This is a genomic window from Pseudoduganella aquatica, assembly GCF_020865585.1.
Taxonomy (GTDB): domain Bacteria; phylum Pseudomonadota; class Gammaproteobacteria; order Burkholderiales; family Burkholderiaceae_D; genus Rugamonas; species Rugamonas aquatica_A.
On sequence record NZ_CP086370.1, the window covers coordinates 4,919,096 to 4,942,287 of the forward strand.

Below are 23,192 nucleotides of genomic sequence, written 5' to 3' on the forward strand. Positions count from 1 at the left end.
CGTCAAAGTGCGGCGGGAATCCGCTGCCGCCAGCCCATCAACCTGCCCGGATCGGATACGTACCGATGACAGACTGGCGCTGGGAGTGGCACGCCGCAGCGGCGCGCCGACGTGCCGGCAGCCTGAAATCGATCTGCGCGAAATGTTTGGTGAAAGCGGGTTGGCCCCCCTGCCTGCGCCGCAGAACAACATCCTGCTATGAGGAAGGCCGTGCCGGCCTGCCGCTGAAATCTCCCCCCTGACAGCAAGCGCGAGATCAGTTAGAGTTCTGCATGATGTGCCAGCCTGCAAGCGTGGCTCAGAGACACGCCTCTTGTTTCACACTGCGGGATGATCAGCTTATGCAAGCAACTGTTCAAAGCGAAGAGTTCATCAGATTGAACTTTCCCAGGCTGGCCGCTGCGCTGGAATATATGCCCGTCGGCGTGACGATAGTGGACAGCGACCTGACCATCCGCTTCTGGAATCCCGCTTTTTGCCAGGCCCAGGGCTTTCCGCTTGAAGTGATGCACCCCGGCGTGACCATGGCCGACGTGTTCCGCTTTATTGCCTCGCGCGGCGACTATGGACCGGGCGATATCGAGGAACTGGTGGCGGCGCGCGTGGCGCTGTGCCTGAAGTTCGAGCCGCACAATTTCACCCGCACCAGCGTGGACGGCGTGGTGCTGAATATTATCGGCCGCCCCATCTACGGCGCGGACGGCGCCGTCAGCGGCTTCGTCACCATTTACCACGATGTGACATCCGAGCGGCGCTACGAGGAACAGCTCGAGGCCAAAAACAAGGAGCTGCTGCAGGCCAAGCAGCTCGCCGAGGCGGCCAGCACGGCCAAGGGCCAGTTCCTGTCCAATATGAGCCACGAGATCCGCACGCCGCTGAACTGCGTGATCGGCATGGCTTATCTGGCCTTGAAAACCGAACTGGACCCGCGCCAGCGCGACTATCTGGAAAAAATCCGCTTCGCCGGCGAACATGTGCTGGGCATTATCGACGACATACTCGACATCTCAAAAATCGAGGCCGGCAAGATGGAACTGCAGCATGCCGACTTTTCACTGGGCCAGGTGCTGCAAACGCTGACGGCGGTGGTGGCGCCGAAGGCGGCCACGCGCGGCCTGGAGCTGGTGTTCGACCTGGACCCCGCCTTGCCGCCGGTGCTGGTGGGCGATCCGCTGCGGCTGAAACAGGTGCTCATCAACTACGCCAGCAACGCCATCAAATTCAGCGAACAAGGCAGGATCACCTTGCGCGCGCGCAAGGTGGCCGACGGCGCCGACGAGTGCCTGGTGCGGTTTGAAGTGAGCGACCAGGGCATAGGCATGTCCAAGGCGGAGATGGCCAAGTTGTTTGTCTCCTTCCAGCAGGCCGACACGTCGACCACGCGGGAATACGGCGGCACCGGCCTCGGGCTGGCAATCTGCAAGGAACTGGCGGAGCTGATGGGCGGCAGCGTGGGCGTGGACAGCCAGCCCGGCGCCGGCAGCACGTTCTGGTTCACCGCCCGGCTCGGCATATCGTCGCAGACCCTGCCCACGCTGATCAGCCAGGTCAGCGATGCCGCCAGCGCGCTGCTGGCCTATTCCCGCGCGCCGGCCCTGGCGGCCACGGCGGCGCTGCAGACGGCCCGCATCCTGCTGGTCGAGGACAATATCTTCAACCAGCAAATAGCGCAGGAAATGCTGGAGGAAGCGGGAGCAGCCGTGGGCCTGGCCGGCAACGGCGCCGCCGCGCTGGAGCTGCTGCACAACACCGATTTCGACTGCGTGCTGATGGACTTGCAGATGCCGGTGATGGATGGGCTGGAGGCGACCCGCCGCATCCGCGCCACGCCGCAACTGCACCATATCCCGGTGCTGGCCATGACGGCCACGGCCACCACCGAGGCGCGGCTACGCTGTCTCGACGCCGGCATGAACGACTTCATTCCCAAGCCGGTGCAGCCTGCGCTGCTGTATCAAACCATCGCCAAATGGCTGCCGCAGCGCGCGCAGCAGCAAGCGCCGTTGCCGGCGCCCCTGCCGACAGCCGCCGCAGCCACCTACGGCGGCGACCCGGACGTGATCGACCTGTCGGTACTGGCCACGCTGCTGGACTGCGACACGGACAAGGTAGGCAAATTCGCCGTCAAATTCCTGCACAGTTCACAGGAAGGCCTACGCGATATGGAGGCGGCGCTGGCACGCAGCGACGTGCAGGCCGTGCGCGAATTGGGCCATCGCATCAAATCGGCAGCCCGCAGTGTGGGCGCGTTCGGCATGGGCGACTTGTGCGAGGAACTGGAGCAGCTCGCGCCGCAAGAAGCGGCCAGCGAGCTGGTGGATGCCCGTGCCATCCTGGAGCGGCTGCAAGCCGTGCTGCGGCAGGTGGAGGAGCACATCATGCACATCACGGCCGTGCCGCCTGGCGCGGCTTGAGAACCACCTCCAGCTTCTCGAGCTGAATCCTGTTCCCTGCGGATGGCGTTCCGGTGAACTGGAAACCGAATCCGCCCAGTGTGCTGGCGGCGCTTGCCACATGGGCCTGGAAGTGTATCTCCTTCGGCAAGGAAAAGCCGGCCTGCGCACTGGTCTGCGGCGATGCCGTGAGCACATCCGCCGACAGCGCATCGCCGGCCAGTTTGAACACGGCCCGCGCACCCGGCATAAAGACCGAGCTTTCAACGTAGGCGCCCGGGAAGATCCGCCTTGCGCCATTGACGTATTCCATCATCGACACCCGCACCGAATTCCCCGACGACGGAATCGGCTTGCCGCCGTTTAAAGGGTCGGCCGACAAACGCTGGAAGCGCAGCGCATAGCCGGTCTGCGTGGCCGGGTCCCATTTGATGTAGACCTCGAAATACTGGCCGGTCGCGCTGCCGAAGCCCTGCCCTGCGGCCTTCTCCGGCGTGAGGTCCACCGTCAGGGTCATGTCGGCGTAGGCGCCTTGAGGCTGGTAGAGCAAGCGGGCGCCCTGCGTGGCGGTCCGCAGGCCCGCAACGCCCACGGCTCCGTCCCGGTCGCCCACGGCGTAGAGCCACGGCGCTGCGCCGGACGGCGCCCACGCCTGCTCGATATCGGATGGCTTGATGGCGTCGGCATACCAGGCATCGGGCTGGTTCAGCGCATGGCCGGTCCAGCTGATATTGGCGAAGTTGGTGGAAATGACGGACGGCTGCGCGACGTCCCCAGCGGCGACAGCAGCTGCGCTGGCCACCTGGACCGGACTGGCGGCAGCCGGGCTGAACTCGTACTTGGGAATAATCACGGCGGTGAGGTAGTGGCCGATATCGCCGGCGGACAGCTGGTAGTGTTTGTAGGGCTTGCCCAGCGTCGAGACCGCCACCTGGACCGCCTTGTCGCCCGGGGCGCGGCCCCTGAACCAGGTGACGGACGAGCCGTCGGCAAATTCCGGATGGTCGTAGACGATTTGCAGGGCGGCGGTGTTGTTGCCTATGGCGATAGACGGCGTGCCCACGACCAGCGGAGCAGCGACGGCCTCCGGATAAATACGCAGCGTGGCCTGCGCCACCAGGCCGTTCGGCAAGCTGGCCTTGACGGCCGAGTCAATAATCTTTCCGCTCACGTTAGGCTTGGCGTTCAGGTGCAGCTTGCCGTTGTTCGATGCGGCGGGGCTGAACAGCGACGCGTCGTACTGGTAGCGGACCGATGCATCGCCGTATGCGGCTGCGGGCACAAAGCCCGGCGTAATGACAGTCTCATTGGCTGCGGTGCTGGCCGCCAGCGTGAACTTGTATGCGGTATCGTTTCTCGCCGCCTGCTTCGACGGGTTCCAGCCGTCAGCGCCCTTGAGCAGGTTGTAGACGTTGTACTCCTCGCCGATCTTGAAGATTTTCAGCGACTCATTCGTCAGCGTTTGGGCCACGTCCGGAAACCTGGGATCGAAAACGACGGGCGTGCCGTCGGCGTACCGGTTGTTGTGGACGTAGTGCTTGACGTCCGGCCGCTGGATGTTCTCCCAGCGGATTTCCTCCTTGGGCCCATTAAATTGGTTGTCGATCATGACCCAGCCGCCGCCGCTTTTCGACCACCAGAAGACCGGGCTGTCGTTGTGGAAGTTGAAGGTGGAATGCAGGAAGGCGGCAAGGACCGATGAGCCGCCGTAGGACGGGTGGCTGCCATAAAAGTCGAATGTGCAGTGATCGTAGACGTTGATGCCGCCGCCGGCGATGGCGTCGTCGGTCAGCTGGAAATGGGAGTTCTTGAAATAGGCCCTGCGCGGACCGATGGCGGTCAGGTTCAGGAAGCTGATAAAGCGCACGTTTTCGAAATACATCCGGTCCAGGGACGGGACGCCGGCTGCCGCCGTGATCGTCTGCGCCTGCACGCGCGCATCGGTACGCCGCGCCACATTCTGCGACGGGTCGCGCGGGAAGACCAGGTCGACCGTGGCGTAGTTGGCCACCGTCAGGTTGTATGCGGAAAAATGCGTGCCGATGCCGATCACATTCCAGTTGCCCTCGGCGCCCATGGTCTGGCCCCGGTTGCCGGCGATGCGCACATCATCGGCGTTGGAGGTCAGCCCTTTGAAGGTCAAGCCGGACTGGGGGAATGAAATGCCGATCAAGCCCGGGTGCGCCGGCGTGTTGGCGACGGCGGGATCCTTGTAGTCGTCGGTCCAGTAAACACCGGGCGCAAAGTTGACGGTGGCGCCGTCCGGAATATTGGCGGCTTGCAGTTCCTGCAGCGTCCTGAAGGTAAAGGGCGTTCGCCGCGCTTCGTCGAGGTAGGCGTCCACGACGACATTGGAGGCGGAAAGGTCGAGGAATTTTGCCTTGAGCACGACGTCGGACCGCACCGCCTGGTGCGCGAAGTCCCACATGTGGCCCTCTCCCTCGCCGGTGACGAACCAGCCGGCAAAGTAGGCGCTGCCCTTGCGTGGCCGTTCCGGCGCTTTCAGCAGCGCGCCATCGCCAAGCTGGACGCTGGAGGCGGCCGCACCCTCCACATGATAGGAGACCGTGTAGACGGCTGGCGGCGCAGCGCTGGCCCAGCCGCCGCAAGCTGCGAGGGCGAAAAGTAAAACCGCCATCAGCAGCGGGGCGAGAGCATTCGCCCTTGCATAATTTGTGGCGATATACATTTCCGTATCCTTTCTCGAAGTGGCCTTGGCCCTGGCCGTGAAATGACAAAATCACGCAACATCGGGCGCTACGGCATGCGGTATTATGCCTACTGAAAGTAGACGGCGCCCAAGCGCCGCGGCTTCCTGCCCAAACGCGTGCCTGGGCCGGCATAAACAAGGAGACTCAATCGCAATGGCAACACTCGTTCGCGCAGCCGTGTTAACCAACTATCTGGAAGTAGCCCAGCACCTGGGCATCAACACCCAGGCCGAGCTGTCCGCAGTGGGGCTGACCAGGAGCATGCTGCAGGACCCCGACCAGTCCATTCCCGTCCTCAGCGCGGTGCAATTGCTTGAACATTCGGCCGCCAGCAGCGGCTGCCAGACCCTGGGCCTTCGCATGGCCGAATCGCGCCAGTTCTCCGACCTGGGCGCGGTCGCCCTGCTGCTGACCCACCAGGCCACCCTGCGCGACGTCCTGCAGATGACGGTGCAGTACCGCCACCTGCTGAACCGCGCGCTGGCCATCTTTATCGAGGAGGCGGGCGAGCTGGTCATCATCCGCGAAGAGGTGGTCACCGACACGCCCACACCGTGCCGCCAGGCCACCGAGCTGGCCCTGGGCGTGATGGCGCGCCTGTGCGCCAGCCTGCTGGGGGCGGCATGGCGCCCGGTCAGCGTCAACTTCACGCACGATGCGCCGCAGGACCAGCGCATCCACCGCCGCGTGTTTGGCTGCGACATCCATTTCGGCGCCGAGTTCAACGGCATCGCCTGTCCGGCCGCCGCCTTCGACGCGCCCAATCCCAAGGCCGATCCGGCCATGGCGCGCTACGCGCAGCGCTTCATCGACACGCTGCCCGGCGCGCACGAGTCGTCGCTGGTGTTCGAGGTGCGCAAGGCGATCTACCTGCTGCTGCCCATGGGCCGCGCCACCATCGAGCAGATCGCGCAGGCGCTGGGGATGAATGTGCGCACGCTGCAGCGCCGCCTGGAAGACGACGGCGTCAACTTCAGCGATCTGATCAACGGCGTGCGGCGCGACCTGGTGCAGCGCTATATGAACAATCCCAGCTATTCGCTGGCGCGCATCGGCGATCTGCTGGGCTATTCGCTGGCCAGCAGCTTCAGCCGCTGGTTCGCCACCCAGTTCGGCGACACGCCGGCCAACTGGCGCGCCGTGCACGGCAAGCCCTTGCAGCCGCCGCAATAAATGGGCAGGCGCCGCCCTGCCTACATCCCCCAGCGCAGCAGCACCATCACCAGCGCCGCCAGGAAGGCGGTCTCGCCCACCATCAGCAGCACCGGCTTGAGGCCGACGCTGGCCAGCTCCTTCAACTGGGTCTTCATGCCCAGCGCGCTGATGGCGATGACCAGCGACCAGCGCGACAAGTCATTGCCCAGCTGCTGCACGGCCGGCGGTATCCAGCCGGTGCTGTTGACGCAGGCAAGCACGAAGAAGGCCACCGCAAAGCCGGGCAGCAGCGGCGGGCGGACGCCGCCTGCCCCGGCCCCTGCGCCCTGGGCGCGCGCCACCAGCGCCGCGCACAGGATGACCGGCACCAGCATGGCCACCCGCATCAGCTTGACCACGGTGGCCGCGTCGCCGGTTTCGCGCGACATGCTGTAGCCGGCCCCCACCACCTGCGCCACGTCGTGGATGGTCCCGCCCAGGAACACACCGGCCTGCAGCGGCGTCAGCTCGAACAGGCGGCAGATCATGGGATACAAGATCATGGCCAGCGTGGACAGCGCGGACACGCCGATCACCGTAAACAGCGTGGCCTTCTCCTTCTGTGGATGGGCCGGCAGCGAGGCGGCCAGCGCCAGCGCGGCCGAGGCGCCGCAGATGGCGGTGGCGCCGCCGGTCAGCAAGCCGAACAGCTTGTTGAAGCCCAGCAGCCTGGCCGCCAGCACCGACAGCAGGATCGTCACGCACACCACCACGACCACCAGCGCCACCGGCTTCCAGCCCAGCGCGGCAATCTGCGCCAGCGTGATGCGCAGGCCCAGCAGGGCCACGCCCGCCCGCAGCACAGTGCGCGCGGTGAATTCAATACCGGGCTTGCACTGCCCCTCGGCGGCCAGGAAGTTCAGCGCGATGCCCAGCAGCAGCGCGAACAGCATCACGGGCGCGCCGTAGTGCTCGGACAGGAAGCTGGCGGCGGCGGCCACCATGGCGGCGGTGAGGAAGCCCGGCCCGAGCGTGCGCAGGCGCTCGCGCCAGAGCGGCGCGGCGGCGGTAATCAGAGTGTTCATGTCAGGTCTCTTGGTCGGGCAGGTCGAGGTAGACCCGGCCCTCTTCTATGTGGATGGGATAAACCGGCACGCGCACCGAGGGCACGTTGGCCAGGCAGCCGCTGGCCAGGTCGAAACGCAGGCCGTGCGCGGGGCATTGCAGCAGGCGCCCCTCCAGTTTTCCGCCGGCCAGCGAGGCGCCCTGGTGCGGGCAGCGGTCGTCGATGGCGTGGTAACGGCCGTCGACCTGGAACAGCGCCACGCAGGCCGCGCCGGCGTGCAGCAGCGAGCGGCCGCCGGGCGGCGGCAAACGCTCCTGCGGCACCTCGACGCGGCGCGTCACAGCGCCGCCCGCATCGCGTCCAGCAATTGCGGTGCGGCGCGGGCGCCGCTGCCGATGTCGCGGCCGTTCAGCGTGTAGTACGGCACGCCCGCCGCCGGGCTGCCCTGGTAGGGAATGGCGGCGCCCCGCAAGGCCGGCGCCAGCTGCTGCGGGCTGTAGCCGCAGGCAACCGCGTGCGCCATCAGCGTGGCCTCGCGGCCCAGGTCGTCGCCGCGCTCGAAGTAGCCGGTGAGCAGGCTCTCCAGCAGGCTGTCGCACTGCGCGGCGTCGCCCAGTCCGGCGGCCAGCTGCAGCAGGCGGTGCGCGTCGGCCGTGTTGGGCATGGTGTGCAGCGCGGCGAAATTGATGCGCGCGCCGGCCGCTTCGGCTGCCGCCCGCACCATGGCCTGGCGCTGCGCCAGCGCTGCCTCGCCACCCAGGCGGCGCAGATAAAACTCGTGGAAAGGCAGGCCGTCCGCCGGGACCTGCGGCAGCAGCTGCACGCCAAGCCAGTCGCACTCGACCTCCACGTCCGGCGCCTCGGCGCGCAGCATGGCGATGGCCTGGCGCAGCTGGCGCAGGCCAATCAGGCACCACGGGCAGACGAAGTCGAAGCCCATGGCGATACGCAAACGGCGCGTCATGCGGCCTCCCCGGCCGCGCCCGGCGCGGCGGCGGCGGCCTGCGCGGCGGCCGCGTCGCGCGCGGCGCGGTCCACGTCGGCGCTGTAGTGGCGCAGCATGCTCCAGAACACGGCGGCGGCGGCCAGGCTGGCCAGCGGCACCAGGCGGAAGGCCACGTCCAGGCCCAGGCGGTCGGCCAGCACCCCGGTCAGATAAGGGCCGGGGGCCAGGCCCAGCAGGTTGTTGACCAGCGTGAGCGTGGCGAAAGCGGTGCCGTGCACCGAGCGGTGGGTCAGATTGGCCACCATGGCGCCGGCCGGCCCGGTGGTGCCGGCCGCCAGGAACATGCCCGCCGCCACCAGCGCCAGCTGGACCGCACCCGGCGCCAGCGCGAAGCCCAGCGACAGCAGGCCGCAGCTTGCCAGGCAGTAGGCCATGGCCAGCTTGATCTTCATCGGCGGCGCGTTGCGGCACAGGCGGTCGCTCAGCATGCCGCACAAGATCATGCCGGCGCCGCTGGCCAGCACCACCACCGCCGCCACGGCGCCCGCCCGGCCGGCGTCCATGGCGTAATAGCGGTTCATAAAGCTGGGCATCCAGACGATGAAGGCGCCGCCGACAAACAGCTGCAAGCCGCTGCCCACATAAGCTGCGCGCACCGACCAGCTGCCGCACAGGCTGGACAGCGGCATGCGCACGGCGCCGCCCGCGCCGGCCTGCCCTTGCGGCGCAATGCGCTTCTCGCGCACCACCACCGGGTACAGCAGCGCCAGCATCAGCCCGAACAGCGCCATGCCGCCAAAGGCCCAGCGCCAGCCCAGGTGGGCCGCGATGGAGCCGCCCAGCGCCATGCCCAGCACCGAGCCGAACATGCCGCCCGCCATGAAGGCGCCGGTCAGCGTGGCGCGCATATGCTTGGGGAACACCGACAGCACCACGGCGATGCCCACGCTGCCATAGGCCGCCTCGCCCACGCCCACCAGGAAGCGCGCGGCGAACATCTGGCCGTAGTTTTGCGCCAGGCCGCAGCCCAGCGTGGCCAGGCTCCACAGCACGGCCATCAGGGCCAGGCTGCGCACCCTGCCCCAACGGTCGGCCAGCAGCGACAGCGGGAAGGTGAGCAGGCCCACCATCAGCGCCACCACGCCGGAGAGCATGCCGAGCCGGGCGTCGCTCAGCGCCCATTCCGCCTTCAGCAGCGGGAACACGGCGTTGAGCACCTGGCGCGACATATAGTCCGAAATCAGCAAGCCGAACGACAGCGCAAACACGATCCACGCGTAGCCGCGCGGGACGGCGGGATCGTCGGCAGGGCCGCCGTCTTCAATGGGAGGGGCGAGAGCCACGGCGTTCTCCTCAGGTGCGCAGCGGCACGTTCTTCTGGCCAGGCAGCCGGTTCGGCGCCATGCCGTTCATGCGCAGGGTCTCCTCCGCGTCCTTGTACTGCACGCCAATGCGGTAGATGGCGCGCGCTTCCTTGCCGCTGGCAATGTCGCGGCCCAGCTCATTCGCCACGCGCACGCACTGCTCGATCTGCTGCACCGACGTCATGCGCTGGCCCAGCTGGCCGATCAGCGTGTCCTCGGTGCCGCAGCGCGGGTGGAAGCCCATGGCCATGGCCATCATATTAAACGGCAGCACGTTCTTCAGCAGCGACTCCGCCGTGATGCAAGCGCCTTCCGGCGCGCGGCGGATGAAGTCCATGAAGTTGAACGGGTTCGGGCCGTCGAAGCCGCCGCCTATGCCTATCCAGGTCAGGTTCAGCGGGCCGGTGTAGACGCCCTTGCGCACCAGGCGGTCCAGCGTTTCCAGCGCGTGCATGCCGGTCAGCTGGAAGTGCGGCTGGATGCCGGACGCCTGCAGGCGCTTGAGGTGCTCGGCCACCCAGGCCGGACCGGCCGGCACCGTCATCTCGCTGTAGGCCGCGTGCATCATGGGCGAAGCCAGCGACGTGCCCTGCAGGTATTCCGGATACAGCAGCTCCATGATGTTCATCTGCGTGGTGTTGATGGCCACGGTCACCTGGTCCGGCTTGGGGTCCAGCTCGGCCAGCATGTGGCGGGTGTCGTCGGACAGCCACTTGGCGGCCTGGCCGTCATCCTCCGGCGCGAAGGAGATCGAGCCGCCGACCTGGATGATCATGTCCGGCACGCGGGCGCGCACGCCGGCAATCAGCTCGTTGAACTTGGACAGGCGCTTGCTGCCCTTGCCATCCAGCTCGCGCACGTGCAGGTGCAGCACGGTGGCGCCGGCGTTGTAGCAGTCGACGGCCTTCTGGATCTGCTCCTCCATCGTCACCGGGATATCTTCCGGGAAGTCCTCCGGCGCCCATTCCGGGCCGTATGGCGCGGTGGTGATGACTACTTTGTCCTGGTTCTCGGGGTGCAGGGAATCGTCGAGGAATTGCATGCAGTGCTCCTGTATAGTTTTTAGTAAGGGATGTCGCCGATGATGCCGGCCCGTTCCATCTTGCGGTGGCAGGCCGGGTAGTCCATCACGGCGTAGTGCTGGGTTGAACGGTTGTCCCAGATCGCCACGCTGTCCGGCCGCCAGCGCCAGCGCACCTGGAACTCGGGGATCTGCGCCTGGCGTATCAGGTAGTTCAGCAGTTCGCTGGCGCCGGGGCTGGCGTCCTGGCCGAAGCGCACCCGCGCCGGCGTGTGGTAGTTGGTGAAATGGGTGGCGAAGGCGTTCACGAACAGGATCTTCTCGCCGGTCTCCGGATGGATGCGCACCACCGGGTGCTCGGCGTCCGGGAACTGCGCCTTCAGCGCCAGCCGCTTCTCGATGGGCATGGCGGCGCCGAAGCTGGCCTCGATGCTGTGGCGCGCGCGCAGGCCCTCAATTTTGGCCTTCACGTCCTCGGGCAGCTTGTCGTAGGCCAGCACCATATTGGCCCACATGGTGTCGCCGCCCACCGGCGGGCATTCCACGCAGCGCAGCACCGCGCCGAACTGCGGCGCGGCGCGCCAGGTGGCGTCCGCGTGCCAGGCGTTCTCGTAGCGGTCCGCCGGCTGGTCCGGTGTCTTGTAGATGCGCACCAGGCCGGGGTGGTCCGGGTCGCTGCCGGCCACCGGATGGTCTTCCAGCTCGCCGAAGCGGCGCGCGAAGGCCACGTGCTCGGCGCGCGTGAGGTCCTGGCCGCGCAGGAACAGCACGCGGTGGGACAGCAGGGCGCTGCGGATGGCGGCGAACAGGCCGTCGTCATGGATGGCGTCGGCCAGCTTCACATCCAGCAGTTCGGCGCCCAGTGCGCAAGTCAGTTGCTCGATACGCATGGCCGCTCCCTAGATGACGAAGATGGACGAGCCGGTGGTCTTGCGCGCTTCCAGGTCGCGGTGCGCCTGGGCCGCCTGCTCCAGCGTGTAGTGCTGGTTGATGCCGATGCGGATGCGGCCGCTGCCCACGTGCTCGAACACTTCGGCCGCCAGCGCCGCCTTCTCGGCCGGGTCGGCGATGAAGTCGGCCAGAGCGGGACGGGTCAGCATCAGCGAACCCTTCATGGCCAGCAGCACCGGATCGAAGGGCGGCACGCCGCCGGAGGCGGTGCCCACGCACACCATCAGGCCGCGCTTGCGCAGCGAATCGAGCGAGGACATGAAGGTGTTCTTGCCCACGCTGTCGAACACCACGTCCACGCCGCGCCCGCCGGTCAGCTCGCGCACGCGCGGAGCCACGTCCTCGCTGCTGTAGTTGATCACGTGGTCGCAGCCGTGGGCGCGCGCGATCCCGGCTTTTTCCGGCGTGGACACGGTGCCGATCACGGTCAGGCCCAGCAGCTTGGCCCATTGCGACACGATCAGCCCCACCCCGCCGGCGGCCGCGTGCAGCAGAATGCTGTCGCCGGGCTGGAAGGCGTGCAGGCGGCGCAGCAGGTAGGCCGATGTCAGGCCGCGCATGGTCATGGCGGCGGCGGTCTCGAAGGCGATGGTCTCGGGCAGCTTGATCAGCGCGGCGGCGGCAATCACGCGCTCGGTGCTGTAGGCGCCCAGCGTGTTCAGGAAGCCGGTGTAGGTGACGCGGTCGCCCAGCGCGTAGCCGCTCACGCCCTCGCCCACCTCCACCACCACGCCGGAAGCCTCGACGCCAATGCCGTTCGGCAGCGCGATCGGGTAGGTGCCGTTGCGGAAGTAGGTGTCGGCGTAGTTGATGCCGACGGCCACATGGCGCACCCGCACCTGGCCCGCACCCGGCGCGCCCACATCGACGTCCTCCAGGTACAGCACTTCGGGTCCGCCTACGGTGTTGAATCGCACTGCTTTTGCCATCATCTCGCTCCTTGTTCTATTGGGTATTGCATTCCGCCCAGCTTGAAAATCAGTATAGCGCCGCGTTTGCGCGCCCCACCTCCCCTGCAGCGACAGCGCATTGTCATTTCGCGACAAGGCCGCAGCGCAGCCGTTCGATCAGCGGCAGCGCGCTGGGCCAGGGACCGTAGCCCGCCGCCGGGTTCAGGTGCCCCACCTCGCCCAGCTCCACCAGCTCGCTGCCCCAGCCTGCGGCCAGGCGGCGGCTGGCCGCCATGCCGCACAGGTAGTCGTCGCTGCTGGCGGCGAGTATGCTGGGAAAGGGCAACGGCCCTTCCGGCAGCGGGCTCCAGCCCTGCGCGCGCAGCTGCTCCGGCTGGGGATAGTTGGCGGGCCATTCGCCCGCGCGCAGGTCCGGCGGCGCGGCCAGCAGCGCGCCGGCCACGCGGCGGCTGGCGGGCGTGCCCAGCGCGGCCCAGTGCGCCACCATCAGCACGCCGGCGCTGTGCGCGACCAGTATCACCGGCCCGGCTATGGCCGCCATCGCGCCCTCGATGGCGGCCACGCGGGCCGCGCAGCTCAAGCCGTTCTCGTTCATGGGCGGAATCGTGCGCGCCCCCGGCACTTCGGCCGCCAGCAGCGATTGCCAGTGCTGCGGCGCCTCGCCGCGCAGGCCGGGGACGATCAGCAGCGTGGCTTTGCCTGTCGATTGCATGGCGCTCCCCTTCAGGCCTGCACGGGCAGGCGGTAGTCCTTCAGCAGCTCGCGCAAGCGCACCTTCTGCAGCTTGCCGGTGGCCGTGTGCGGCAGCGAGTCTACAAAGACCACGTCGTCCGGCACCCACCACTTGGCCACCTGCCCCGCCAGATGGGCCAGCAGCGCCTCGCGCGTGACGGCCGCGCCGGGCTTGCGCACCACCACCAGCAGCGGGCGCTCCTGCCAGGTGGGATGGGCCACGCCGATCACGGCCGCCTCGGCCACGGCCGCGTGGCCCATGGCCGCGTTCTCCAGGTCGATGGACGAGATCCATTCGCCGCCGGACTTGATCACGTCCTTGGCGCGGTCGGTAACGTGCATATAGCCGTCGGCGTCGATGGTGGCGACGTCGCCGGTGTCGAAATAACCTTCCTCGTCGATCACCTTCCCGGCGTTGTTGTAATAGCCCGCCGCCACCCAGTGGCCGCGCACCTTCAGGCGGCCGGCTGCCTTGCCATCGTGCGGCAGGCGCAGGCCGTCGTCATCGACGATTTTCAGCGTCACGCCGAACACGGCACGGCCCTGCTTTTGCTGCAGGCGCAGGCGCTCCTGCGGCGCCAGGCCGGCGTGCTTGGGCTGCAGGTGGCACACGGTGCCCAGCGGCGACAACTCGGTCATGCCCCAGGCATGGATCACCCGCGCACCGAAGTCCTGCTCGAAGCGCTCGATCATGGACTGGGACGCCGCCGCGCCGCCGATCACACAGCGCTGCAGGCAGAGGTCCTGCCGAGGTAGCAGTTTTTGCTGCTCGACATAGCCGAACAGCATCTGCCACACGGTAGGCACGCCCAGCGCCAGCGTAACCCGCTCGCTGCGCATGATCTGGTACACGCTGTGGCCGTCCAGCGCCGCGCCGGGCAGCACCAGGCGCGCGCCGCACAGGGCGCCCGCGTAAGGCATGCCCCACGCGTTCACGTGGAACATGGGCACCACCACCAGCGCCGTGTCGGCGCCGGACAGGCCCAGGCCGTCCACGCTGCACACCGCCATGGCGTGCAGCACGGTGGAGCGGTGCGAGTACAGCACGCCCTTGGGATTGCCGGTGGTGCCGGAGGTGTAGCACAGCGAGGCCGCGCTGGCCTCGTCCAGCACCGGCCATTCGTATTCGTCGCTCTCGGCGGCCAGCAGGTCTTCGTAGCACAGCACGCCGGCCGGGCCGCGTTCCAGTATCTCCGCGCGCGCGGCCATGGCCACGAAGTGCTTCACGCCCGGCATGGATGGCGCGAGCGCCTCGACCAGCGGCGCGAAGCTGGTGTCGTAGAACAGGACCTGGTCTTCGGCGTGGTTGGCGATATAGGTGATCTGCTCGGCGAACAGGCGCGGATTAATGGTGTGCAGCACCGCCCCCATGCCGGACACGGCGTAGTAAAGCTCCATGTGGCGGTAGCCGTTCCAGGCCAGCGTGGCCACGCGCATGCCGGGGCGCACGCCCAGGCGCGCGAGCGCGTTGGCCAGCCGGCGCGCGCGCTGCGCCACGCTGGCGTAGGTGCTGCGCTGCAGGCTGCCGTCCGGCTGGCGCGAGATGATTTCCTGTTCCGGATGGCTGTGGCAGGCGTGCTCGATCAGCGACGAGACCAGCAGCGGTTGGTGTTGCATCATGCCTAGCATTGTGTACTCCTGAAAAGTGGTTCTTGTTTGGAACCGTGCGCCTCCTGCAGAAGGCACAGGCGCACGGAGGCGGCGAACCAGCGGCCGCCGCCCTTGCCCGGTACGCCGCGCCGGTTCAGCGCGGCGGCGATGGCGTTGAAGGAGGCGCCCGCCGCGCGCAGCTCGCGCATGCTGGCGCGCACGGCGGCCGGCAGCGCGCGCGCCGGCGTCAGGCGCGCCGCCATCAGCGCACCTTGCGCAGCAGGAAGTGCGACAGGGCCGGCACCAGCACCAGCGCGCCAACCATGTTCAGCGCGAACATGAAGGTGAGCAGGATGCCCATGTCGGCCTGGAACTTGATCGGCGACCAGGCCCAGCACACCACGCCGGCGGCCAGCGTGACGCCCACCAGGGCCACCACCTTGCCGGTGAACTGCAGCGCGTGGCGGTAGGCCTGCTCCAGGCTTTCGCCGGCGCGCTGGCGGCCCAGCTGGACCGACACCAGGTAGAGCGCGTAGTCCACGCCTATGCCCACGCCCAGTGCGATCACCGGCAAGGTGGCCACTTTCACGCCCATGCCCAGCGCCACCATCAGCGCTTCGCACAGGATGGAGGTGAGCACCAGCGGCAGCACGGCCACCAGCACGGCGCGCCAGTTGCGGAAGGTGATGAAGCACAGCGCGATCACGGCGGCGTACACGTACAGCAGCATCTTGTGGTTGGCTTCCCTGACCACGATGTTGGTCGCCGCTTCGATGCCGGCGCTGCCGGCGGCCAGCAGGAACTGGCGGTCCGGCGTGCTGTGCTCCTTCGAGAAGCTGTCCGCCGCCTGCACCACGCGCTCCAGCGTTTCGGCCTTATGGTCGGCCAGGTAGGCGATCACCGGCATCAGCGTGCAGTCGCGGTCGAACAGCTCGGGATTGTTGACCGAGGCCTGCTGGCCGCCGTAGTTGAGCATGTCCTGGTTGCGCGCGATGGTCAGCCATTTCGGATTGCCTTCCGAAGTGCCGGCCGTCACCTGGCGCACCGCGTCGGCCAGCGACACGGTGGCCTGCACGCCCGGCACCTGCTGCAGCCGCCAGGCCAGGCGGTCGGCTTCGACCAGGGTTTCGTATTTCAGGCAGCCGTCCTTGGGCGTTTTCACCATCACCGCGAACTGGTCCGACGAGAGCGAATAGTGGCCGGTGATGTAGGCGTTGTCGCGGTTGTAGCGCGAGTCCGCGCGCAGCTCAGGCGCGCCCGGATCGAGGTCGCCTATCTTCAGCTGCAGGCTGACGGCGAAACCGGCAACGGCCAGCAGCAGGGCCGCGCCCACGGCGATGGCGGCGCGGCTCGGCTCGGTGAAGCGCGCCAGCGCGCGCCACAGTCCCGACGGTTCGCCCGCGCCTTCGGCCTCGTGCGCCACGCAGCGCCTGGCCGCCGCCGGCGACACGCCGACATAGGACAGCAGCACCGGCAGCAGCAGCAAATTGGTGAAGATCAGCACCGCCACGCCGATGGACGCGGTCAGCGCCAGGTCGCGGATCACGGGGATATCGATGGTCATCAGCACCGCGAAGCCGACGGCGTCGGCCAGCAGGGCCGTCAGGCCCGCGAGAAACAGGCGGCGGAAGGTGTAGCGCGCCGCCACCAGCAAATGGGTGCCGCGCCCCACGTCCTGCATGATGCCGTTCATCTTCTGCGCGCCGTGCGACACACCGATGGCGAACACCAGGAAAGGCACCAGGATGGAGAACGGGTCGAGCGCGTAGCCCAGCGCGGCCACCAGGCCGAGCTGCCAGGCCACCGCCACCAGCGAGCAGGCCACCACCAGCGCGGTGGAGCGCACGCAGCGCGTGTAGGCATAGATGATGGCGGTGGCCACCAGCGCGGCGGCGGCAAAGTAGGCCAGCACCTGCAGCATGCCGGCCAGCAGTTCGGCCACCAGCTTGGCGAAGCCGGTGACGTGCATGGAGACCGGATAGGCGCCGCCCTGGCGCGCGTGCACGATGCGCTCGATGGCGCCGGCCAGCTGCGCGTAGTCGATGGCCTTGCCGGTGGCCGGGTCCCTGGCCAGCAGCGGCACGAAGATCATGGCGGACTTGTAGTCCTTGCCCACCAGGCTGCCGACGATGCCGGAGCGCGCCAGGTTGATCTTGAGCTGTTCGACGCCGGCCGGCGAGCCGTCGTAGTTGTCCGGCATGACGGGGCCGCCGCGGAAGCCCTCCTCCGTCACCTCGTTCCAGCGCACGCTGGGGGTCCACATGGACTTCATCCAGGCGCGGTCCACGCCCGGGGTGAGGAAGAGCTCGTCGTTGATCTGCTTGAGCTGCTCCAGGTAGCGCGGCTCGAAGATGTCGCCCTGCGGATTTTCCACCACCACCCGCAGCGCGTTGCCCAGGCCGCGCAGCGCGGCCTGGTTCTGCAAGTAGTTCTGGATGTAGGGCTGGCCCTGCGGCAGCATTTTCTCGAAGCTGGCGTTGAGCGTCAGCCGGGTGGCGGCCAGGTGGGCCAGCACCAGCGTGGCCAGCAGGCACAGCGCCACCATGGCCAGGCGATGGTTGAACACCAGGCGCTCCAGCAGGCTGCCGGAACGCTGGTCGAACTGCTCCAGCGAGCGCACCACGGGCATGGCGTCGAGATTGGGGGTATGCATATCCATGTCTTTTCCTTACTTCCTGGTCAAGGGCTGCACGCGCAGGCCGCGCGGGCCGCCGATCAGCAGGCGGCCGGCCAGCGGCAGCGCCGCCGCCGCCGGGCCGGGCTGCACGCCGGGCTGGGGCGAGAAGCGCGCGCCGTCCGCGCTGCGCAGCAGCTGGCCGGACTGGCTCACCAGCAGCAGGCTGCCGTCGTCCAGCACCTCGCCGGCCGCCAGCGCGGTCTGGGTGCCGGTCTCGGCGCGCGTCCAGCTGGCGCCGCCGTCCGTGCTCAGCAGCGCGGTGCCGCGCAGGCCGAACACCAGCAAGCGCCTGGCGTCGCCGGCCAGGCCGAAGAAACTGCCCTGGTAGGGCGTGGGCAGCGCGGTGAAGCGCGCGGCGCCGGCGGCGCGCTTGAGCACCAGGCCCTGCTCGCCGACGATGTACAGGTCCGGTCCGACCGCGCGGATGGCGTTCAGGTGCAGGCCGTTCGGGTTGTCCAGCAGGTCCTCGGCATGGCGCCAGCTGCGGCCGCCGTCCTCGCTGCGCAGGGCCAGGCCGAAGGCGCCCACCGCCAGGCCGTGGCCGGCGGCGTCGAACCAGACGTCGAGCAGCGGCTTGTCGCCCGCCTGCGGGTCGCGCCGGCCGTCGAACTGGCGCTCCCAGGTGGCGCCGCCGTCGGCGCTGTGCAGGATGGCGCCGTCATGGCCCACCGCCCAGCCTTCGCGCGGGCCGCTGAAGCGCACCGCCGCCAGGTCCACCGACAGCGGCACGGCGGCCTGGCGCCAGCTGCCGCCCTGGTCGTCGGAATACAGCACGTGGCCGCGCTGGCCGGCCGCCACCACGCGGGTGCCCGCCAGGGCCAGGCCATTGACCAGCGCGCGGCTGGCCAGCGGCGAGGCCAGCGCGGGAGTGTCGAGCGGATCGGCAAAGCCGGCCCGGGCCGCATGGGGCGCCAGCAGCCAGGCGGCGCAGGCCAGGGCGGCGGCGCGGTAGAGATGTGTCATAGGAACTCGCAAAAAAAGACCGCCGGCGCGCAGGCCGGGCGGTCAAGAGAGAACGGCAAACTTGCCTAGCGCACGCCGGCGCCGGACAGCGCTTCGGACGACCACTGGGACGGCTTCAGCGGGTCGATGTACTTCAGGCCGCCGTAGGCGCCGGACATGCCCGACAGGTTGTAGGCGCCGCTGACGAAGTCGTAGATCACGTGATTGCCGTTGTAGGTCGCCTGCGCGTCGTAGGCGTACACCATGTGGTCGAAGGACGAGCGGTACAGCTGGCCCCGCGCGTCGTACTGGTCGGCCGCCAGCGCCACCCAGCTGTCCTCGTCCACGTAGAACACGCGCTTGCCGTAGATGTGGCGCTTGCCCGGCTTCAGCGTCGCTTCCACCACCCACACGCGGTGCAGTTCCCAGCGCAGGAAGTCCGGGTTGATGTGGCCGGCCTTGACCACCTCGGACGCCACCTTGGCGCCGAACAGCTTGTAGTTGTTGTACGGCACCAGCATCTCCTTCTTGCCGATCAGCTTGAAGTCGAAGCGGTCCAGCGCGCCGTTGAAGATCCAGGCGTCGTCGTAGGTGGCGATGCCGGCCGTGCCCGGGTTGGGCGTGTCGTAGGCCACGTCCGGCGCCAGCTTGACGCGGCGCTGGCCCGGCAGGTATTGCCACACCTTGCGCGGCTGCACCACGGGATTGACGGCGTCGAAGGCCATCAGCCCTTCGCCGGCGCGGCGGGCCGGGGCGTTGTAGATCACGCGGGTGCGGAAGAACACGTCGCCCTGCTTGGCCGCTTCCGTGTTTTTCGCGTCGGCCAGCGGGAACTCCGAGGTGATCTCGCCCGCCGTGGCCAGGCTGGGCACACCGGAGGCGTCCACGTTCCACGATTCATACTTGGTGGTCAGGGCCTGGCCCTGGTAGCGCAGCAGGTGGTTCCACATGACTTCGTAGCCGGACTTCGGGATCGGGAAAGGCACGCCGTTGAGCGCGTTTTCCACGCCCACGCCGCCGTCGGCCGCCTTGGCGCCAAGGGCGTTTTTGGCCGTGTTCTCCAGCACCGCCTTGGGCAGCGCCACCGGGCGGTGGCTGGGGTAGACGTCGACGCGGAAGGTGGGGAAGCGCTTCAGCAGCTCCCTGGTGCCGGCGGTCAGCTTGTCGTCCATGCCGGCCAGGTTCTTGCCGGTGATGACCAGGCGCGGCGTGTCGGCAGCGTAGGGGTCGGGTCGGACGCCGCTGCCCTTCACGTAGCCGGCCGGCGGCGCGCCCAGGCCGCCGGTGTATTCGGGGATGGTGCCTTCCTTGTTGCCGGCCTTCTCGGCGCCCACGGCGGTCAGCGTGGTGCCCAGCAGCTTGGCTTCGTCGGCCGGGACGGCGGCGCGCGCGGCGCCGCCGGCGCCCAGGCCTGCCGCCAGCGCGGCGGCCAGGATAGTGTATTTAAACTTCAGCATGATGTGCGTCCTGTCAGAAAGTGGTCTTGAAGGTGGCGGCGAGGAAGCCACGGTCCTTGAGCAGCGCAGAGGCGCCGCCGAAGGAGGAAACAGCGCCGTTGGCGTCCAGCGCCAGCGGGCCGAAGAAGCTGACGTACTTCACGTCGAAGCGGTACTTCTGGCGGATGTCGAAGGCCACGCCGGCGCTGTAGGTGCCGGCGCCCTTGTTGCCGCCCACCTGCACCGCCGAGTTGCCCGACATGCCGCGCGACCAGGCCAGCGGCGCGGACACGTCCACGCCCGGCAAGGCCTGGAACCAGGTCGGGGTGAAGGTGGCCTGCAGGCCGAAGAAGTCCTTGGTCACCTTGTCGACGCCGGTGTAGTTGTCGCGGCCCTTGAAGAAAGCCGCGCCCTGGGTCACCTTGTCGAGGCGGTTCCAGGTCATTTCCACGGCCCAGGCGGCCGCGTCCGACAGCGGCGTGCGCGCCACCGCGCCCAGCAGGTTGACCACGCCGTGGTAGGTGTTGCCGCGCGCGCCGCTGACCTGGCCGGCTTGCGGCAGGTCGGCAGCCGTCACCACCAGCACGGGATTGAGCTTGCCGTTCAGCGCGGCCAGGATGGCGGCGTTGGTGCCGGCCGGCATCAGCAGCGCCGGGGTGCCGTTCAGCGGCATGTTGCGGCGGTAGGACAGGTCGGCGCCCACCGACACGCCGGCCACGCTCTTGGCGAGCGACAGGCCCAGCAGGTCGATATGGTCGGCGTATTCCAGCTGGTAGGAGCTGTTCGTGCCCAGCGTGGCGGGATAGAACAGGCACAGATTGCCCGCCACGGCCGCGCCCGGGATGGCCGCCTTGCACAGGCCGGCGCCGGTGGGGCCGAACAGCGCGGTGGGCAGCCCGGCCAGGCGCAGATTGGCCTGCGGCAGCAGGTCCGAGGTGCGGCGCAGGTAGAGGCCGGCGGTGCCGTCCAGCCAGTCCGGGCTCCAGCGCGCGGCCAGGCCGAAGTCGCCGCGCTTGGGCGCCTTGCTGTCGGCGGCCTTGAGCGCGCCGGGCAGGCCCAGCGCCGACAGGTTGAACGTTTCCGCGCCCTGGAAGGCGTAGTCGTAGAAACCGAGGAAGGAGCCGGACTCGGGCAGGCGGGCCGGCTTGGTGTCCAGGAAGTACTGCGCCGTCAGGCCCAGTGCCGGCGTGGGCGACATCTGCACCGACAGCGCCGAGCGCGGCATGAACAGTTCCTTGGCGTCCGAGCCGGGCACCGAATAGGCTTTCAGCAGGTCGACCGGCGACTGGCCGTAGTTGGCGCCGTGGATGGGCGTGAACAGGCTCTCGCCCCAGTACAGGGTGTGGCGGCCCAGCTTGACGTTGACCGGCATGTCGGCCACGTCGAAGCTGGTGAACAGGAAGGCGTCCAGCAGCTCGCCCGAGCCCTTGTGGTAGCGCTTGGTGTGCTCGGACAGGCCGACGGCGGGCTTGCCTGCCTCCAGGTGGTTGGAGGTGGCGGGGTTGGTGTTGTCCAGCTTGCTGTAAGCGCGGTCGTACCACGCGGCGGCGGTCACGCGCAGACCGCTCTTCTGCTGGAACACCACGTCCAGCTCGGTGAGCCAGTCCACGCGCTCGGAGACCGGGCCGCGGTTGAAGTTGCGGTCGCCGTCGTCGAAGTTGACCGACTTCAGCAGCGCGGCGTTCTGATGCTTGAGGCGCTGGCCGTAGTTGAACTTGATGGTGTTGTCGAAGCGGACCGCCAGGTCGGGGTTGCCGGTCTCGATCTCGGCGGCGTGGGCCACGCCGACCGCACACAGGGCTGCGGCCATGGCGCGCAGGACGGGACGGGCGCCGGCGGCGCGGGGCCGGGCGGGTACTGGGGTGTGCATGAAGCGTCTCCTCATTATTTTTACGCTGGCGGTACCGGCCGGGCTTGTGTCGCCCGGTCCGGGCCAGCGATGAGGAATCATAGATTTTTAGCGCCGCGCCGCCGTAGCCAATTCGTGACGGCCACTACGCATTTCACGACAATGCATCATCCGCGCCACGCGCTCAGCAGCGCTCGAAGATGGCGGCGATGCCCTGCCCGCCTCCCACGCACATGGTCACCAGCGCGTAGCGCCCGCCGATGCGCTGCAGTTCGTGGATGGCCTTGGTGGCGATGAAGGCGCCCGAGCAGCCCACCGGGTGGCCGAGCGCGATGGCGCCGCCGTTCGGATTGGTTTTGGCCGGGTCCAGCTCCAGGCCGCGCTGCACCGCCAGCGCCTGCGCGGCGAAGGCCTCGTTCGATTCGATCACGTCCATCTGCCGCAGCGTCAGCCCGGCCTTGGCCAGCGCCTGGCGCACCGCCGGTATCGGCCCTTCGCCCATGACCATGTTCGGCACCCCGGCCAGCGCGTAGCCCGCCAGGCGCGCCAGCGGCGCCTGCGCGTGGCGCGCGGCCGCCCCGTCCCCGGCCAGCACCAGGAAGGCCGCGCCGTCGTTGATACCGGAGGCGTTGCCGGCGGTGACCGTGCCGCCCGGCAGGAAGGCCGGCTGCATGCGCGCCAGGCTCTCCAGCGTGGCGCCCGGCTTGGGGTGCTCGTCGGTGTCGAAACTGACCGTGCCCTGGCGCGTCACGCGCGTGACAGGCACGATCTGCGTAGCGAAGCGCCCTTCGGCCTGGGCCAGCGCGGCGCGGCGCTGCGACTCGAGCGCAAAGGCGTCCTGCTGCGCGCGCGTGATGCCCCATTTTTCGGCCAGGTTCTCGGCCGTGACACCCATATGGCCGACGCCGAAGGGGTCGGTCAGCACCGCCACCATCATGTCCACCGCCGCGCTGTCGCCCATGCGCGCGCCGCTGCGCAGCGCCGGCAGCATATAGCCGCCGCGCGACATCACCTCCACGCCGCCGCCGATGCCATACTCGAAATCGCCCAGCGCGATGCCCTGGGCCGCCGTCAGCACCGCCTGCAGGCCGGACGCGCACAGGCGGTTCAGCTGCATGGCCACCGAACTCATCGGCATGCCGGCGTTGACCGAGGCCAGCCGCGACACATAGGCGTACTGGGCATTGGTGGGAATGCAGGTGCCGACCACGGCGTTGCCGACCGCCGCCGGCTCGACGCCGGCGCGCGCGATGGCCTCGCGCATCACGATGGCGGCCAGGTCGGCCGGCTCCATGCCGGACAGCGCGCCGCCGAAGGCGCCGATGGCCGAGCGCGCGGCGCTAAGTACGTAGACTTCCTTGTTCATATTTTCTCCCGGGATGACGGCCCGCCCGCAGGATGCGGCGCCAGGCCCAAGCCGGCAGTCTTCGGCCGCCGCGCCCGCCTTGTCAACCGCGCGGCGCGGCCGG

18 protein-coding genes and 1 pseudogene are annotated in these 23,192 nt (G+C 68.6%); 3 read left to right on the plus strand and 16 right to left on the minus strand.

Features of this window, described 5'->3' with window-relative positions; translation table 11 throughout:
* Window positions 1-377: 377 nt before the first annotated feature.
* Window positions 378-2,414 (plus strand): response regulator, encoded by a 2,037-nt coding sequence (locus KT882_RS21845; RefSeq protein WP_228893314.1) that lies wholly within the window; start codon window positions 378-380, stop codon window positions 2,412-2,414.
* Here KT882_RS21845 and KT882_RS21850 read toward each other — a convergent pair.
* Window positions 2,386-5,082, minus strand: a complete 2,697-nt coding sequence (locus KT882_RS21850) for an InlB B-repeat-containing protein (RefSeq protein ID WP_228893315.1) — start codon at window positions 5,080-5,082, stop codon at window positions 2,386-2,388. The two genes, KT882_RS21845 and KT882_RS21850, sit on opposite strands and share 29 nt — an antisense overlap.
* Window positions 5,083-5,257: 175 nt before the next feature.
* Between KT882_RS21850 and KT882_RS30935 the strand changes: the two are divergent.
* A pseudogene (locus KT882_RS30935) lies at window positions 5,258-5,854 on the plus strand (AraC family transcriptional regulator); the annotation flags it as partial.
* 132 nt (window positions 5,855-5,986) lie between these two features.
* On the plus strand, window positions 5,987-6,277 hold the full coding sequence (locus tag KT882_RS30940) for a helix-turn-helix domain-containing protein (RefSeq protein WP_407682056.1): 291 nt from the start codon (window positions 5,987-5,989) through the stop codon (window positions 6,275-6,277).
* A 20-nt stretch (window positions 6,278-6,297) separates the two neighbouring features.
* Here the strand turns inward: KT882_RS30940 and KT882_RS21860 are convergent, their stop codons facing one another.
* From KT882_RS21860 to bktB, 15 genes are all read right to left on the minus strand, one after another.
* Window positions 6,298-7,323, minus strand: a complete 1,026-nt coding sequence (locus tag KT882_RS21860) for a YeiH family protein (protein ID WP_228893316.1) — start codon at window positions 7,321-7,323, stop codon at window positions 6,298-6,300.
* A gap of 1 nt (window position 7,324) precedes the next feature.
* Window positions 7,325-7,645: a Rieske (2Fe-2S) protein gene (locus KT882_RS21865; RefSeq protein ID WP_161075632.1), complete on the minus strand. Its 321-nt coding sequence runs from the start codon at window positions 7,643-7,645 to the stop codon at window positions 7,325-7,327.
* On the minus strand, window positions 7,642-8,268 hold the full coding sequence (locus KT882_RS21870; protein WP_161075631.1) for a DsbA family protein: 627 nt from the start codon (window positions 8,266-8,268) through the stop codon (window positions 7,642-7,644). The genes KT882_RS21865 and KT882_RS21870 overlap by 4 nt, the downstream gene beginning before the upstream one ends.
* A complete protein-coding gene (locus KT882_RS21875) occupies window positions 8,265-9,593 on the minus strand; it encodes an MFS transporter (RefSeq protein ID WP_407682019.1) in 1,329 nt (442 codons plus the stop codon). The genes KT882_RS21870 and KT882_RS21875 overlap by 4 nt, the downstream gene beginning before the upstream one ends.
* A 10-nt stretch (window positions 9,594-9,603) precedes the next feature.
* Window positions 9,604-10,656 (minus strand): BKACE family enzyme, encoded by a 1,053-nt coding sequence (locus KT882_RS21880; RefSeq protein ID WP_161075709.1) that lies wholly within the window; start codon window positions 10,654-10,656, stop codon window positions 9,604-9,606.
* Between the two features lie 20 nt (window positions 10,657-10,676).
* Entirely contained in the window at window positions 10,677-11,525 is an 849-nt protein-coding gene (locus KT882_RS21885) for a TauD/TfdA dioxygenase family protein (protein WP_161075710.1), read from the minus strand.
* A 9-nt stretch (window positions 11,526-11,534) separates the two neighbouring features.
* Window positions 11,535-12,515 (minus strand): quinone oxidoreductase family protein, encoded by a 981-nt coding sequence (locus tag KT882_RS21890; protein ID WP_161075712.1) that lies wholly within the window; start codon window positions 12,513-12,515, stop codon window positions 11,535-11,537.
* A 103-nt stretch (window positions 12,516-12,618) separates the two neighbouring features.
* Entirely contained in the window at window positions 12,619-13,209 is a 591-nt protein-coding gene (locus tag KT882_RS21895) for an RBBP9/YdeN family alpha/beta hydrolase (RefSeq protein WP_228893317.1), read from the minus strand.
* An 11-nt stretch (window positions 13,210-13,220) separates the two neighbouring features.
* A complete protein-coding gene (locus KT882_RS21900) occupies window positions 13,221-14,858 on the minus strand; it encodes a 3-(methylthio)propionyl-CoA ligase (RefSeq protein WP_161075707.1) in 1,638 nt (545 codons plus the stop codon).
* Window positions 14,852-15,082, minus strand: a complete 231-nt coding sequence (locus tag KT882_RS21905) for a recombinase family protein (protein WP_161075706.1) — start codon at window positions 15,080-15,082, stop codon at window positions 14,852-14,854. The genes KT882_RS21900 and KT882_RS21905 overlap by 7 nt, the downstream gene beginning before the upstream one ends.
* Window positions 15,082-17,478, minus strand: coding sequence for an efflux RND transporter permease subunit (locus KT882_RS21910; protein WP_407682020.1), 2,397 nt, complete (start codon window positions 17,476-17,478; stop codon window positions 15,082-15,084). Before KT882_RS21910 ends, KT882_RS21905 begins: the two co-directional genes overlap by 1 nt.
* A gap of 9 nt (window positions 17,479-17,487) precedes the next feature.
* Window positions 17,488-18,459 (minus strand): WD40/YVTN/BNR-like repeat-containing protein, encoded by a 972-nt coding sequence (locus KT882_RS21915; protein WP_228893318.1) that lies wholly within the window; start codon window positions 18,457-18,459, stop codon window positions 17,488-17,490.
* Window positions 18,460-18,524: 65 nt separating this feature from the next.
* Entirely contained in the window at window positions 18,525-19,895 is a 1,371-nt protein-coding gene (locus KT882_RS21920; RefSeq protein WP_228893319.1) for a DUF1329 domain-containing protein, read from the minus strand.
* A gap of 13 nt (window positions 19,896-19,908) precedes the next feature.
* Window positions 19,909-21,744, minus strand: coding sequence for a DUF1302 domain-containing protein (locus KT882_RS21925; protein WP_187358879.1), 1,836 nt, complete (start codon window positions 21,742-21,744; stop codon window positions 19,909-19,911).
* Window positions 21,745-21,907: 163 nt separating this feature from the next.
* Window positions 21,908-23,089: a beta-ketothiolase BktB gene (bktB, locus tag KT882_RS21930; RefSeq protein ID WP_161075459.1), complete on the minus strand. Its 1,182-nt coding sequence runs from the start codon at window positions 23,087-23,089 to the stop codon at window positions 21,908-21,910.
* Window positions 23,090-23,192 lie beyond the last annotated feature (103 nt).